Here is a 12,938-nt window from a genome sequence, read left to right as displayed (position 1 = left end):
CCGCTCTAGAAGTACGTCGAGATCATGTCGACGACCTGCGGGTCCTCGCTGTCGTCGGCCACGACGGGGATGACGCGCCACTTGTCGAAGACGGTGCACGGGTGGCTCAAGCCCAGCCGCACGACGTCGCCGACGGCGAGCGGGTCGCCGGCCGGCAGCCGCAGGAAGGCGTGCTGGTCGTTGACCGCGGAGATCTCGGCCTTCAGTGGGCGGGCGGGCTCGCCGAGTCCCGGTGCGGCGACCTGCGGTTCGGGCAGGCCCTCGTCGAAGGAGACGTCGCGGCGGCCCACGTCGAGGAGCGCCAGGCCGGGCTCGGGCCGCGAGATGACGCGGGCCCAGACGTGCATCGCCGACCGCAGCCGGGGTGCGTCGGCCTCGCGACCGGACGGCGTGATGCCGCGGTAGAAGCCGTCGTCGTGGATGATGTACGCCCCCGAGCGGACGACGATCCGCGCGTCGTCGATGTCGCCCAGGACGGCGGCGACGCGGTCGAAATAGGCGCTGCCCCCGGCGGAGACGACGATGCGGCCCTCCGGGTACAGCGGACGCAGCCGGGCGTGCAGGTCCTTCAGCGTGCGGAGGTAGTCGTCGACGGTGCCGAGCGCCGCGGCCGAGGTGTCGTGCGCGAACGCGCCCTCGTAGCCGGTGACGCCGCCGAGGCGCAGCCGCGGGGAGGCGGCGATGCGCTCGCCGATCGCGAAGGCCTCGTCGACGGTGCGCGCGCCGGTGCGGCCGCCGGGGCCGCCCAGCTCGACGAGCACGGTGGGCTGCCGGGTCGCTTCGGCGAGGCCGCGGTCGAGCACGTCGACGGTGCCGAGCCCGTCCGCCCACAGGGTGACTTCGAGCCCGGGGTCGGCGTCGAGTGCCTCGCCGAGCCACCGGATGCCGGCCGGATCGGCGATCGCGTTCGCCACGTGGAGGTTCCGGAAGCCCGTGGCAACGGCTGCCTCCAGCTGCGGCAGGTTGGCGATAGTGATGGCGGTGGACCCCGCATCGAGCTGGTCCTGCCAGAGCGCGGGCGCCATCGTGGTCTTGCCGTGCGGTTCGAGGTCGAATCCGTGCGCGGCGGTCCACCGGGCGAACTCGGCGACGTTGTCGGACATCGCCGCCCGGTCGAGCACCAGCACCGGAGTCGAGAGCTCCGAGAGCCGCGGTGTGCGAGCGAGGAAGTCGGCCGTGCCCATGCAGTTCGCCCACGCGGGCACCGCCTTGTCGAGCACACTCAACACCGTCGGCCGCGCGCCGTTCCCGTTGGTCATCGTGCATCCCAATCTGCTACGTTGCGTATGATGCAATCACCGTTGCGTGATGCGTGTCACAGACGCTAGCATTGCTGCGAGGACCTGCACAACCACGAGATGAAAGAGCGGTACGACCGGTGACGGAAGCATGGATCGCGTGCCTCGGGGAACCGCTGGCGCTGGTCGCGGCGGCCGACCTGGACGCGCCCGCTCCCGCCATGCACGCCGGCGGCGCCGAGGCCAACGTCGCCGCCGGCACCGCGGTCCTGGGCACGCCCACGGCCTTCCTCAGCCGGGTCGGCGGGGACACCGAGGGGCGACGGATCGTCGAGCACCTGCGCGCGCACGGCGTGCTCACCGACGGCATAGAGGTCGACGACCACGGGTTCACCGGCCGGTACGCGAAGACCGAGGGCGTCGACGCGGACGGCGAGCCCGCGACCGCCAGCACCTACCGTCGCGCGGGCAGCGCGGCGGCGGCGATGGGCCCCGACTTCCTGACGCGCCCCACGATCGCCGCGGCCCTCGGACAAGCCCGGATCGTGCACACCAGCGGCATCACCCCGGCCCTGTCCCCATCGTGTGCGGACCTCACCCGCGCCCTGCTCCGGGATCGAACGGGCGTGCGCGGCACCGTCACCTTCGACGTCAACTGGCGCGAGCAGCTCTGGCCCGACGGCGACCCGTCCCTGGTCATCGAGCTGGCCCGCTCCGCGGACGTCGTCCTGGTCGGATCCGACGAGGCCGAGCGCGTGCTCGGGATCGGCTCCCCCGCCGACGTGCGGACCCTCCTACCCGAGCCCCGCACCGTCGTCGTCAAGGACGGTGCCATCCGGGCCATCGCGATCGACCGCGCGGGCGCGCAGATCACCGTCCCCGCACTGTCCGTCGACGTGGTCGAGCCTGTGGGCGCGGGCGACTCCTTCGCCGCGGGCTTCCTGCACGGGCTCGCGCACGACGAGGACATGCGCAGCTGCCTGCGCCGCGGGCACGCGGGCGCCGCGGCGACCCTGACGGTGCGCGCCGACTTCGCCACCCTGCCGCCCGAGGCGATGACAGCGCTGCTGACCTGTGACGACGACACTTGGTCCGCCGCGCACATCAGCCCGAACGGGATCCGCGTGGGCGACGCGGACTTCCCGCCGCCCCGCGAGAGCGGATCACCATGAGCCAGAGCCTGACCCGCGCGCTGGAGATCCTCCGCCTGCTGGGCGAGGGACCCGCCTCGCTGGACGAGCTCGCCGACGAGCTCGGCGTGCACAAGACCACCGTGCTGCGCCTGCTGCGCCCACTCACCGAAGCGCGCTTCGCGTACCACGACGAGGCGCATCGGTACCACCTCGGATCGCGCGTCTTCGATCTGGCGGCACGCGCCTCGGAGCAGCGCGGGATCCGCGAGATCGCCGCGCCCCACCTCGTGGCGTTCAACCGTGAGTACGGCCGGACCACGCACCTCGCGGCCCGCGAGGGCGACGCCGTCGTCTACATCGACAAGCTGGAGTCACGGGACCTCATCCGCATGTACTCGCGGGTGGGCATGGAGGTCAATCTCAACTCCAGCGCGGTCGGCAAGCTCATGCTGTCGACGCTGCCCGACGACGAACTGCGCCGGTTCGTCGCCGGAATGGACTTCACCCGGCGCACGCCGAACACGATCGTGACCCCGGAGGACTACCTCGCCGAGATCGAGCGCGTCCGCGCGCAGGAATGGGCGGTCGACCGCGAGGAGAACGAGCCCACGATCAACTGCATCGGCGCGCCCGTCCGCGACGCGAGCGGCACCGTCGTCGCCGCGGTGTCGGTGTCGGTGCCCGACGTGGTCCTGCCCTTCGACGAGCTACTGGGCCTGCTGGAGCCGCTGCGCGCGACGTGCGCCGCCATCTCCCGCGACTGCGGGTACCGCCCGCGCTGAACCTCCCGGACACCCCGGGGAAACACCGAAACACTCACGAGAGCAAAGGAATCACCACCATGACCGCGACCGCCGTCTCCACCACCGACGCGCCCGCTCCCGCCCACTTCTTCTCCCAGGGCGTGCGCCGCGGCAACCTGCTGCAGGTCTCGGGCCAGGGCCCGATGGACCCGGCGACGAACCAGTACATCGCCGAAGGCGACGTCAAGGAGCAGACCCGGCGCACCCTGGAGAACGTCAAGGCGATCCTCGAGGCCGGCGGCGCCTCGGTGGCCGACGTGCTCATGTTCCGCGTCTACCTCACCACGCGCGACGACTTCGCCCCGATGAACGAGGTCTACGGCGCGTTCATCGCCGAGAACGTGCCCGAGGGCGCCGCACTCCCCTGCCGCACGACGGTCTTCGTCGACCTCCCGCACGAGGTCATGCTCGTGGAGATCGACGCGCTCGCCGTGATCGACTGATCGTCGCAACACTCCGCCATTGATACATGCGCATACAGCCATGTATGTTCGTCCGGTGATCTCATCGGACAAGGGGCGGAGCTGAGATGAGCGGACACGCGGGACACGACCACGGGGTGTCGGCGGACGCCGACAAGCGCTGGCTGAGCCTGGCCCTGGCGCTCATCGTCGGCTTCATGGCGATCGAGGTGACGATCGGCATCATCGCGAGCTCGCTCGCGCTGATCACCGACGCCGCGCACATGCTCACCGACGCCGCGGCGATCGTGCTCGCGCTGGTCGCGATCAAGATCGCCGCGAAGCCGGCGAAGGGCGGGTACACCTGGGGTCTCAAGCGGGTGGAGATCCTGTCGGCGCAGGCCAACGGGATCACCCTCCTGCTCCTCGCGGCGTTCTTCGTCTACGAGGGCATCTCGCGACTCATCACGCCGCCGGACGTCGATGGCCGGCTGGTCTTCTTCACCGCCCTCGCCGGCTGCGTCGTGAACCTCGCGGCCACGTGGTGCATCCGGCGGGCCAACCGCACCAGCCTCAACGTCGAGGGCGCCTACCAGCACATCCTCAACGATCTGTACGCCTTCATCGCCACCGCCATCGCGGGCGCGATCATCTGGGCCACCGGATGGGGCCAGGCGGATGCGATCGCCGCCCTGGTCGTCGCGGCGCTCATGCTCAAGGCCGGCTGGGGGCTGGTCAAGGCGTCGGGGAGGATCTTCCTCGAGGCCGCACCCGAGGGCATCGACCCCGCCGAGGTCGGGCGCGACGTCGCGGCCGTCCCGTCCGTGACCGAGGTGCACGACCTGCACATCTGGGAGATCACGTCGGGCCAGCCCGCGCTGTCGGCGCACGTGCTCGTCGACGCGGCCGCGGACTGCCACGCCGTCCGCTCGAAGATCAGCGGCATGCTGCACGACGAGTACGGCATCGAGCACGCGACCCTCCAGGTCGATCACGACGGCGCCGAGGACCACTGCGACGAGCCCCACGGGGAGGCGTACCGCTCGGAGTGAGCCGCGACACGATCCTTCTCAACCCTGGTTGTTTAGGTTAGGCTCCCCTGCATGATTGCAGGACACTCCTTCTTCGCCCTGGCGGCGGCCGTCGCCGCGACCGGCGCCCTCGCGGCACCCGCTGCCGCCGCGCCCGCACAGGGCACCGTCGTCATCGTTCCCGGCCAGTACATCGGCGCGCTGCCGTACCAGCCGATGAAGGCGGCCCTCGAGCGATCCGGGTCGCGCGTCGAGGTACTGAACCTGCGGGGACTCGACCTGCGCTCCGACGCCACCGCGATCGGCGCGGCCGTCGACCGGGCGAGGGCTGGCGGCGGCCCCGTCTCCCTCGTCGGGCACAGCGTGGGCGGCCTCAGCGCCCGCTACTACCTCAAGGCGCTGGGCGGAGCCCCGAAGGTGACCCACTACGTCGCGATCGGCACCGCGCAGTACGGCAGTCCCGCCGCCTGCTCGCAGTCCGGCACCGCCCGCGAGGTGTGCCCCGGATCCGGCTTCCTCGCCACGTTGAACAGCGGCGTCGGGGCCGTCGGTCCCACGCAGTACTTCTCGATCCGGAGCGCCAAGGAGTGGGCCGACGGCCGCATCACCGGACCGCAGTGCCGGATGACGCCCGTCCCGTCGGCCACCGGGAACGGCGGATTGGACCACACCGTCGAGCCCGTGGACCCACGCGTCATCGCCCAGGTCCAGGCAGCGGTCGCCGGACGATGCGAGGGCGTGCACGCCAACGAGGCCGCCGGATCGATCCAGGCTGAGAACACGCTGTACCCGGCGGGCCGGGCCGCCAGCGGGGGCTAGCCGCCAGCGGGTCAGGCGCCAGTGAAGGGCGGCACCACGTAGCAGGGCACCGGCCGCGGATGCTGCGGATCGAGGGCGTTGAGCGCGAAGTACGCCGCGCGCCGGGAGCCCGCGATGGCCAGGTGGTCGGAGAAGTCCTGGCCGCAGGTGTCCTGCACGACGATGTTGGTGACCTTGGTTCCGGGCAGGCCGTCGAGCTGGCCGCTCGTGTAGGGCAGCACCAGCTCGTCGAAGCGGGTGGAGATGTTCGTGTACTCGACGCCGCGCACGTAGGGCGTGCCGTCGGCCCAGATCTTGTCGAGGAAGCGCGATCCCGGCAGCATGTCGCCGATCGACTCGAACACCGGAAAGTACGGATCACGGACGTTAAGGCCGCGCACGAAGACCGACGCCGCCCGCCCGAGATCGCCGCCCGTGCCGCGCCACAGCGGCGCGAGCGAGACGTACTTGCCCACCTTGTCGGCGCCGCCCAGGTACTTCACGAAGTACGACGGCATGAGCGTGCCCTGCGAGTGACCGATGAGATCGACCTTCTTCGCGCCGGTCGATGCAAGAACGCGTTCCACAGTCTCCTTGAGCTGCTGCGCGCTCGTGACGAGCGGACGAGTCCCGCCGATCTGATTCGCCGGCCACGGCGCACCGGGCAGCGCGCCGTAGGTGAAGGAGAAGACGCAGTAGCCGTTGTTTTTGAGCAGCGGCGCGTAGGCGCCCCAATTGGTCTGCGAGCCGCCGCCGGTGCCGTGCACGAGCACGACAGGGTTGGGGTGGCGAGCCGTCGGCCTGCAGGAGTAATCGTTCGTCCCGGGCAGCGAGCCGTTCGGGTTCGTCAGCTCCGACGGTATGCCGCCGAAGAAATTGAAATTCTCGGGCAGCGGCGCCGCGTTCGACGGTGCCGCCACCAGGAGCGCGATTCCGGCCGCCGCGACGACCGCCCGTCGCCATACGGAACGCAGGTTCATGATCACGGACGATAGTCCAGCCTCTCGCACACCGGGAGACGTTTCTAGAACTTGTTCCATCAGATATCCAGCGGGGCGACGACGCCTCCTCGCTCACGAATCGTGCGATGCGGTCACTTTCCCGGCTAATTACCTATATCCGACAAACGGCTTGCTGCCGCAAACGCGTACACCATAGGAACTGCGAGAGAGGGACCGTCCCGCAGTCGTCGCTCCCCCGGTCTGCAGGAGTACCCCATGTCCACCATCGTCACCCGCGTCGTCGTCGCCGCGTTCTCGATCGCCGCAATCGCCGCCCCGGCCGCCGTCTCGCACGCCGATCCGGCGTACAAGAACTGCACCGAGGTGCGCCAGGCCGGCAAGGCCCCGATCCTCAAGGGCCAGCCCGGCTACGGCTCCCACCTCGACCGTGACGGCGACGGCATCGCCTGCGAGGTGAAGAAGTAGCACCAGACACGGAAGCGCCCCCAGCCGGTGGCCGGGGGCGCTTCGCTGTGGAGCCGCCGGGAATTGAACCCGGGTCCTCCGTCATTTCTACGGGGCTTCTCCGTGCGCAGTCCGCTCTGTCTCTACTCGGATCTTCCGGTCTCACGGACGAGCCGGAATGACGATCCCAGTCACTGTTTGATGTCCCTCACGATGCCGCGACCGCACCGTGAGGTGAATCCCTCTAGCTGATGCCAGGAACCGGGCCGAGGGCGAACCCGGGCTGACAGACTCGCTTTGCTACTTAGGCAGCAAGAGCGAAGTCGCGCTGATTGGAATCGGCGCTTATAGGGTTGCTGCGACGCTTACGGTGGTCTCCAGCCTGCACCGGCACGCTTCCCCCGCGTCAACAAACGAAGTCGAAACCGATCGGCCCCTCATCGTCCGCTCTGCGGAAGCCCATCCCTTGCGGAGTGGAAGTTCCATACTACCGCACCGGCATCGGTGGCTGTCCAGCGATTATCAGACGGTGCGCAGCCGCACGCCGGCGGCGGAGGCATTCATGTTCATCAGCACGGTGAGCAGCACCGCTCCGACGCGATGCGCCAGCGAAACGACCTTGGCCCGGTTCTCGACACTCATGGATCCGCTCCTCACTTGAGTCCCACCAGTCACATCAGTAACTCGTATCTCAAGTGAACGCCCGTCAAGACCGGAACTCAACGCGCCACGCCGGGCACCGTCGGAAAGAAATCAGCCGCGCATGCCCTTGACGCGCCGGCCCAGCTCCTTGACGAGCTCGCGCTCGGCGGTGCGGCGGGCGATGTCCTGCCGCTTGTCGTAGTCCTGCTTGCCCTTGGCCAGCGCCAGCTCGACCTTGACCCGGCCCTCGTTGAAATACATCGACAGCGGCACCAGGGTCTGATTGCCCTCGCGGATCTTGCCGGTCAGCGAATCGATCTCGCGCCGGTGCATGAGCAGCTTCCGCGTGCGGCGCGGCGTGTGGTTGGTCCACGATCCGTTGCCGTACTCGGGGATGTGCAGGCCACGCAGCCAGACCTCGCCGTCGTCGATCGTCGCGTACGCGTCCACCAGGGAGGCCTTGCCCTCGCGGAGCGCCTTCACCTCGGTACCCACCAGCACGACGCCGGCCTCGAAGGTGTCGAGGATGGCGTAGTTGTGGCGCGCCTTGCGGTTGCTCGCGATCACCGAGCGCCCCTTCTCCTTCGCCATCGTCGTTTCCCTTCTCTTTCGGCCGCCGGAGCGGCTGGACAACCACTCCATCGTACGGGGATGCGACGGTGCGCGGAAAGCGACTTATCGGCGGGGCTACTCCCGCACGTAGAAGCGCAGCGTCACGTACGCGGTGATGGCGGCGAAGCCGGCGCCCACGAGGAGCAGCCATGGAGAGACCAGCAGCACGTCGGTGTTCGTGATCCGCGCCAGGATGTTCACGCCGTACATCTCGCGCAGGGCCCGGTCGAAGAACAGGGCCTTGCCCGCGAACAGGCCGGCGATCGCGAGGACCGCGCCGATGACAGCGCCGATCACCGCCTCCAGCAGGAAGGGCAGCTGGGTGTACCAACGGGACGCGCCAACCAGGCGCATGATCGAGACCTCGGTACGCCGCGTGTACGCGGCCACCTGCACCATGTTCGCGATCAGCAGCACCGCGGCGACGGCCTGGATCAGGGCCACGAAGAAGGCTGCGTTCCGCGCGCCGTTGAGCACGGAGAAGACGCGCTCCACCAGCTCGCGTTGGTCCTGCACTCCGGCCACGCCGGGCTGCCCCTTCACCGCGTCGATCACCGCGGAGAACTTCGTCTCGTCGCCCACGCGCACCTTGAAGGACGCGGGCAGCACCCCCGGCCGCACCAGCTCGGCGAGCTCGGGCTGGTCGGCGAAGGTCTTGGTCTTCGCGGTCTCCAGGGCCTTGTCCTGCGAGATGTAGTCCAGTGAGTCGACGCCCGGCTGCGCCTTGATCTTCGACTCGATCGCCTGGCACACGGCCTTCTGGCAGTTCGGATCGTCGGCGGCGACCTTGTCGTCGACGAACACCTGGATCTCGACGCGCTGCAGGAAGATGTCCTGGCTCTTGTCCGCCATCCGCACCACGAGCAGGCCGCCGCCGAACAGGCCGAGCGAGATCGCGGTGGTGAGGATCATGGCGATCGTCATGCTCACGTTCCGGCGGAGGCCCGTGAAGACCTCGCTGGTGATGAAACTGGCTCGCACTGGAATTCAGTCCTTCGGTTCGTCGTCGGCGGCGGGGGCGGCGGGCGCCGTCAGCGGCCCAGCCCGTACACGCCGGTGGCGTCGTCGCGCACCATCTCGCCCATGCGGAACTCGATGACGCGGCGACGCATCGAGTCCACGATGTGGCGGTCGTGCGTGGCCATGACCACGGTGGTCCCGGCGCGGTTGATCCGGTCGAGCACGTCCACGATCTCCGCGGACGTGTCGGGGTCGAGGTTGCCGGTCGGCTCGTCGGCGAGCAGCAGCAGCGGCCGGTTGGCGATGGCGCGGGCGATGGCCACGCGCTGCTTCTCGCCGCCCGACAGCTCGCTGGGCATGCGGTTCGCCTTACCGCCGAGGCCCACGTAATCGAGCACCTGCGGGACCGTCCGGTCGATAACATTGCGAGGCTTGCCGATGACCTCCAGGGCGAAGGCCACGTTCTCGGCCACCGTCTTCTGCTGGAGCAGGCGGAAGTCCTGAAAGACGCAACCCAGCGACTGCCGCAGTTGCGGCACGCGCCGCCCCGACAGCTTGTTGACGTGGTACTCACCCACGTAGACGTCGCCGCTCGTCGGCTTGTCCTCCTTGAGCAGGAGCCGGAAGAACGTCGACTTCCCGGAACCCGAGGGCCCGATCAGGAAGGCGAACTCACCCTTGCCGATCTCGAGCGACAGGTCGTGGAGCGCCGGCCGGGCCGACGCCTTGTACATCATCGTGACGTTCTGGAGCGTGATCACGAGCGCCCAGTCTACTGACGCCGCGGACTACCCCGGCGGAAGCGTCGTCGTCGGTGCGCCGCCGGTGGTGGGCGACTCGGTCGTCGTGCCCGGAATCCCCGACGGCGTCACCCCGCCCGGCAGCACGATCCCACCCGGCGCGGAGGTGGTCGTCGAGCCCCCGGTGGTGGCCGTGCCCGGTTCGCCCGAGCGCCCCGGCACCGTCGACGACGGTGCGCCGGACTCACCCGCCACGCCGCTGGACGGAACCGCGCTCGACGGTGCCCGCGGGGGCGTGGTCGTGACCGGCGCGTCGTAGGCGGGCTTCTCCTGCGCGGGCGCCGTCGTGGTGGCGACCGGCGTCTGCCCGGTGCGGCGCTGCTCCTCGGGAACGAACTGCGCGTACAGGTCGAGGTACCACCACATCAGCCCCAGGAACAACAGCCCCAGAACAACGGTGCTGGTGCGCGCGCGGGTGTGCGGGATCGTTTTCGGAATCCGCTCCCACGCGGTCGGGAGCGCGCGGGTGGGCTCGGACGGCGCGGGAAGCGGCACCTTCTGGGCGCGGATCTCCGTCGTGGCCTCGGCGTCGTTCTCAGACCTGTCCTGCGGCCCCTTCGGAACGTCGGTCACTGCGGCTTCACCTCCTCCTCGTCCTCGACGGTGTCGGTCACGGGCGCGACGTCGATGCCGGCTGTCGCGAGACTGCGGACGATGCGTTCGCGCAGGTTGCGCCCCACCTCGAACTGCTTGCCGGGCAGGGTGCGCGCGACCATACGCAGGTTCACCTGATCCAGATCGATCGACTCGATGCCCATCAGGGTGGGCTCGTCGAGCAGCAGGGTCGACATCGTCGGGTCGTGGTAAGCCCGTTCGCCGACGCGGTGCAACAGCGTGTTGACCTTCCCCATGTCGACGGTCTTCGGCAGCGGGATGTCGACCACAGCGCGTGCCCAGTCCTTCGAGAGGTTCGTGGCCTTGACGATCTGCCCGTTCGGCACGGTGATGACCTCGCCGTCGGTGTTGCGCAGCTTGGTCACCCGCAGCGTGACGTCGGAGACGGTGCCCTCCGCCGTCGAGCCGCCGGTGAGCGCGAGGTTGACCACGTCGCCGAAGCCGTACTGCCGCTCGGTGATGAGGAAGAACCCCGCGAGAAGGTCCTGCACGATCCGTTGCGCACCGAAGCCGAGGGCCGCGCCGATGACGGTGGCCGGCGCGACGAGGGCGTTGATCGGCACGCCGAGCGCCTTGACGACCTGGTACGTCGCGAAAAGGTAGATCGCGGCGATCGCCACCCAGCTGATCACCTGGATCAGGGCATGCTGGTGCTTCGCGGACTCCGAGCGCACCAGCGAGTCGCTGTTCTTGAACTGGGCGTCGATCCGCATGGTGACGCGCGCCGAGAACCAGTTGACGAATCGGTTCGCCAGGATAGCGGCGAGCGCCCACAGCACGATCGGCAGCAGCCGCTCGAACATGAGGAGCCGCCACCCGATGACGTCGGGGAGGATCGAGTTCGCGAGCAGCGCGCTACTCGTCATCGCCGCGCATCCGCCAGCGGATGCCCGCCTCGATGAATCCGTCCAGGTCGCCGTCGAGCACGGCCGACGGGTTGTTCACCTCGTACTCGGTGCGCAGGTCCTTGACCATCTGGTACGGGTGCAGCACGTAGGAGCGCATCTGGTTGCCCCAGGACGCGCCCTCGTTGGTCTTGAGCGCGTCCATCTGCGCGCGCTCCTCCTGGCGCTTGCGCTCGAGGAGCTTGGCCTGCAGGACCTTCATGGCCGAGACCTTGTTCTGCAGCTGGCTCTTCTCGTTCTGGCAGGTGACGACGATGCCCGTGGGGATGTGGGTGAGCCGCACCGCGGAGTCGGTGGTGTTGACCGACTGGCCGCCCGGGCCCGACGAGCGGTACACGTCGACGCGCACCTCGTTCTCGTCAACGTCGATGTGGTCGGTGGTCTCCACCACGGGCAGCACCTCGACCTCGGCGAAGGAGGTCTGGCGGCGGCCCTGGTTGTCGAAGGGGCTGATCCGCACGAGGCGGTGAGTGCCCATCTCGACGGAGAGGGTGCCGTAGGCGTAGTCGGTCTTGACCGCGAAGGTCGCGGACTTCAAGCCCGCCTCTTCGGCGTAGCTGGTGTCGTAGACCTCGACGCCGTAGCCGTGCTTCTCGGCCCACCGGATGTACATGCGCATGAGCATCTCGGCCCAGTCCGCGGCGTCGACACCGCCGGCGCCGGAGCGGATGTTGATCAGGGCGTCGCGGGCGTCGTACTCGCCCGAGAGCATGGTCTTGACCTCCATGGCCTCGATCTCGGTGCGCAGCTGGGCGCGGTCGCCGTCGGCGTCCTCGAGCGCCACCGCCTTGTCGTCGCCCTCCTCCGCGTCGGCCAGCTCATAGAGCACGGGCAGGTCGTCGAGGCGCTGTCGCAGGTCGGTGACGCGACGCAGCTCCGCCTGGGCGTACGACAGCTCGCTGGTGACCCGCTGGGCGTTGGCCTGGTCGTTCCACAGCTCGGGGTCGGACGCCTTGTGTTCCAGCTCGTCGACGCGCCGGCGCAGCTCATCGAGGTCGATCACCTTCTCCACCGTCTGCAGGGTGGTGTCGAGGCTCTCGATGTCTGCGGCTACGTCAGGATGCACAGTCACCCAGGATACTGCGCCGCCGCGCCCGACGAGGCCGGCGGCGTTCAGTCACCTTTCCGAAAGTCGGGTTCTACGAAGGTCCGTGGCAGGATTTGGCCTCGAATGCCCGTAGAACCCGCGTTTCGAAGGCGGGAAAGTGGTGTTGAGACCGGCGGCGATCGCTCAGATCGCGGGCGGCTGCAGCGAGCCGAGCTGCCAGGAGCTGTCGACCTTGCCCACCTTGTAGTAGACGGGCAGGCGGTCGCCGACCTCCGGCCAGCGCTCGGTGAAGTCCACGATCAGCCGCCGATAGACATGGGTCGGCGGGGTGGTCGGGCCCTCGACGGTGCCGGAGACCGTGACGAAGGCCTGCCCCTTCTGGTCGGGTTCGACGGGCCGCGGGCTCACGCCGCTGAGGGTGAGCATCCCGTCCTCCATACCGGGGCCCGCTGGCGCGGTCCCGAGCGTGCCTCGCTTGGAGCGCTGCCACATGACGACGAGCGCACCCAGCATGGCGGCGAGCATGAGCACCCAGATCCATTCCAT

Annotated in this window: 15 protein-coding genes and 1 other RNA gene; 6 read left to right on the top strand and 10 right to left on the bottom strand. The window is 69.2% G+C overall.

The genetic code is table 11. The features are described from left to right. Window positions 1-5: 5 nt before the first annotated feature. On the bottom strand, window positions 6-1,259 hold the full coding sequence (locus tag HNP44_RS17250) for an amino acid deaminase (RefSeq protein WP_259142485.1): 1,254 nt from the start codon (window positions 1,257-1,259) through the stop codon (window positions 6-8). Window positions 1,260-1,378: 119 nt separating this feature from the next. On the opposite strand from HNP44_RS17250, the gene HNP44_RS17245 reads away from it, so the two are divergent. The 5 genes from HNP44_RS17245 (at window position 1,379) to HNP44_RS17225 (ending at window position 5,425) form a co-directional block, all read left to right on the top strand. Next, the gene (locus HNP44_RS17245; protein WP_259142484.1) at window positions 1,379-2,410 is read left to right on the top strand and encodes a sugar kinase; all 1,032 of its coding nucleotides are present in this window, start codon (window positions 1,379-1,381) and stop codon (window positions 2,408-2,410) included. Continuing rightward, window positions 2,407-3,153 carry an IclR family transcriptional regulator gene (locus HNP44_RS17240; RefSeq protein ID WP_259142483.1) on the top strand — a complete coding sequence of 249 codons (747 nt, stop codon included), beginning with the start codon at window positions 2,407-2,409 and terminating at the stop codon, window positions 3,151-3,153. Before HNP44_RS17245 ends, HNP44_RS17240 begins: the two co-directional genes overlap by 4 nt. A gap of 59 nt (window positions 3,154-3,212) precedes the next feature. Continuing rightward, window positions 3,213-3,617 carry a RidA family protein gene (locus tag HNP44_RS17235; protein WP_259142482.1) on the top strand — a complete coding sequence of 135 codons (405 nt, stop codon included), beginning with the start codon at window positions 3,213-3,215 and terminating at the stop codon, window positions 3,615-3,617. Window positions 3,618-3,703: 86 nt separating this feature from the next. Then, window positions 3,704-4,627, top strand: a complete 924-nt coding sequence (locus tag HNP44_RS17230; protein WP_259142481.1) for a cation diffusion facilitator family transporter — start codon at window positions 3,704-3,706, stop codon at window positions 4,625-4,627. Window positions 4,628-4,678: 51 nt separating this feature from the next. Then, window positions 4,679-5,425 (top strand): esterase/lipase family protein, encoded by a 747-nt coding sequence (locus HNP44_RS17225; RefSeq protein WP_259142480.1) that lies wholly within the window; start codon window positions 4,679-4,681, stop codon window positions 5,423-5,425. Window positions 5,426-5,436: 11 nt separating this feature from the next. On the opposite strand, the gene HNP44_RS17220 is transcribed toward HNP44_RS17225, so the two are convergent. Continuing rightward, window positions 5,437-6,384, bottom strand: coding sequence for an esterase/lipase family protein (locus tag HNP44_RS17220; protein ID WP_259142479.1), 948 nt, complete (start codon window positions 6,382-6,384; stop codon window positions 5,437-5,439). A gap of 237 nt (window positions 6,385-6,621) precedes the next feature. Here HNP44_RS17220 and HNP44_RS17215 point away from each other — a divergent pair, with 237 nt between their 5' ends. Then, entirely contained in the window at window positions 6,622-6,831 is a 210-nt protein-coding gene (locus tag HNP44_RS17215; protein ID WP_259142478.1) for an excalibur calcium-binding domain-containing protein, read from the top strand. A gap of 45 nt (window positions 6,832-6,876) precedes the next feature. On the opposite strand, the gene ssrA is transcribed toward HNP44_RS17215, so the two are convergent. The 8 genes from ssrA to HNP44_RS17175 all read right to left on the bottom strand — a co-directional run bounded on the left by ssrA (window position 6,877) and on the right by HNP44_RS17175 (window position 12,938). Continuing rightward, window positions 6,877-7,247: a transfer-messenger RNA gene (gene ssrA, locus HNP44_RS17210) on the bottom strand. Between the two features lie 316 nt (window positions 7,248-7,563). Continuing rightward, window positions 7,564-8,043 (bottom strand): SsrA-binding protein SmpB, encoded by a 480-nt coding sequence (gene smpB, locus HNP44_RS17205; protein WP_224648840.1) that lies wholly within the window; start codon window positions 8,041-8,043, stop codon window positions 7,564-7,566. Window positions 8,044-8,139: 96 nt separating this feature from the next. After that, complete coding sequence (gene ftsX, locus HNP44_RS17200; protein ID WP_259142477.1) at window positions 8,140-9,045, bottom strand: permease-like cell division protein FtsX; 906 nt, start codon at window positions 9,043-9,045, stop codon at window positions 8,140-8,142. A 50-nt stretch (window positions 9,046-9,095) separates the two neighbouring features. Further along, entirely contained in the window at window positions 9,096-9,785 is a 690-nt protein-coding gene (gene ftsE, locus HNP44_RS17195) for a cell division ATP-binding protein FtsE (protein ID WP_259142476.1), read from the bottom strand. A gap of 27 nt (window positions 9,786-9,812) precedes the next feature. Then, a complete protein-coding gene (locus tag HNP44_RS17190) occupies window positions 9,813-10,397 on the bottom strand; it encodes a hypothetical protein (protein ID WP_259142475.1) in 585 nt (194 codons plus the stop codon). Continuing rightward, window positions 10,394-11,242, bottom strand: a complete 849-nt coding sequence (locus HNP44_RS17185) for a mechanosensitive ion channel family protein (protein ID WP_259142949.1) — start codon at window positions 11,240-11,242, stop codon at window positions 10,394-10,396. The genes HNP44_RS17190 and HNP44_RS17185 overlap by 4 nt, the downstream gene beginning before the upstream one ends. 52 nt (window positions 11,243-11,294) lie before the next feature. Continuing rightward, window positions 11,295-12,410 carry a peptide chain release factor 2 gene (gene prfB / locus HNP44_RS17180; protein WP_259142473.1) on the bottom strand — a complete coding sequence of 372 codons (1,116 nt, stop codon included), beginning with the start codon at window positions 12,408-12,410 and terminating at the stop codon, window positions 11,295-11,297. Window positions 12,411-12,575: 165 nt separating this feature from the next. Continuing rightward, window positions 12,576-12,938 (bottom strand): hypothetical protein, encoded by a 363-nt coding sequence (locus HNP44_RS17175; protein WP_224648852.1) that lies wholly within the window; start codon window positions 12,936-12,938, stop codon window positions 12,576-12,578.

Source organism: Tsukamurella ocularis (genome assembly GCF_024807615.1).
GTDB classification, from domain to species: Bacteria; Actinomycetota; Actinomycetes; order Mycobacteriales; family Mycobacteriaceae; genus Tsukamurella; species Tsukamurella ocularis.
The sequence above is the reverse complement of the archived record's forward strand: the minus strand, read 5'-3'. Positions and strand labels throughout refer to the sequence as shown.

Coding starts and splice junctions, on each gene's coding strand:
- HNP44_RS17225 (WP_259142480.1), top strand. CDS start 4,679: ATGATTGCAGGACACTCCTTCTTCGCCCTGGCGGCGGCCGTCGCCGCG.
- HNP44_RS17240 (WP_259142483.1), top strand. CDS start 2,407: ATGAGCCAGAGCCTGACCCGCGCGCTGGAGATCCTCCGCCTGCTGGGC.
- HNP44_RS17250 (WP_259142485.1), bottom strand. CDS start 1,259: ATGACCAACGGGAACGGCGCGCGGCCGACGGTGTTGAGTGTGCTCGAC.
- HNP44_RS17215 (WP_259142478.1), top strand. CDS start 6,622: ATGTCCACCATCGTCACCCGCGTCGTCGTCGCCGCGTTCTCGATCGCC.
- HNP44_RS17220 (WP_259142479.1), bottom strand. CDS start 6,384: ATGAACCTGCGTTCCGTATGGCGACGGGCGGTCGTCGCGGCGGCCGGA.
- HNP44_RS17185 (WP_259142949.1), bottom strand. CDS start 11,242: ATGTTCGAGCGGCTGCTGCCGATCGTGCTGTGGGCGCTCGCCGCTATC.
- smpB (WP_224648840.1), bottom strand. CDS start 8,043: ATGGCGAAGGAGAAGGGGCGCTCGGTGATCGCGAGCAACCGCAAGGCG.
- HNP44_RS17175 (WP_224648852.1), bottom strand. CDS start 12,938: ATGGAATGGATCTGGGTGCTCATGCTCGCCGCCATGCTGGGTGCGCTC.
- HNP44_RS17235 (WP_259142482.1), top strand. CDS start 3,213: ATGACCGCGACCGCCGTCTCCACCACCGACGCGCCCGCTCCCGCCCAC.
- HNP44_RS17230 (WP_259142481.1), top strand. CDS start 3,704: ATGAGCGGACACGCGGGACACGACCACGGGGTGTCGGCGGACGCCGAC.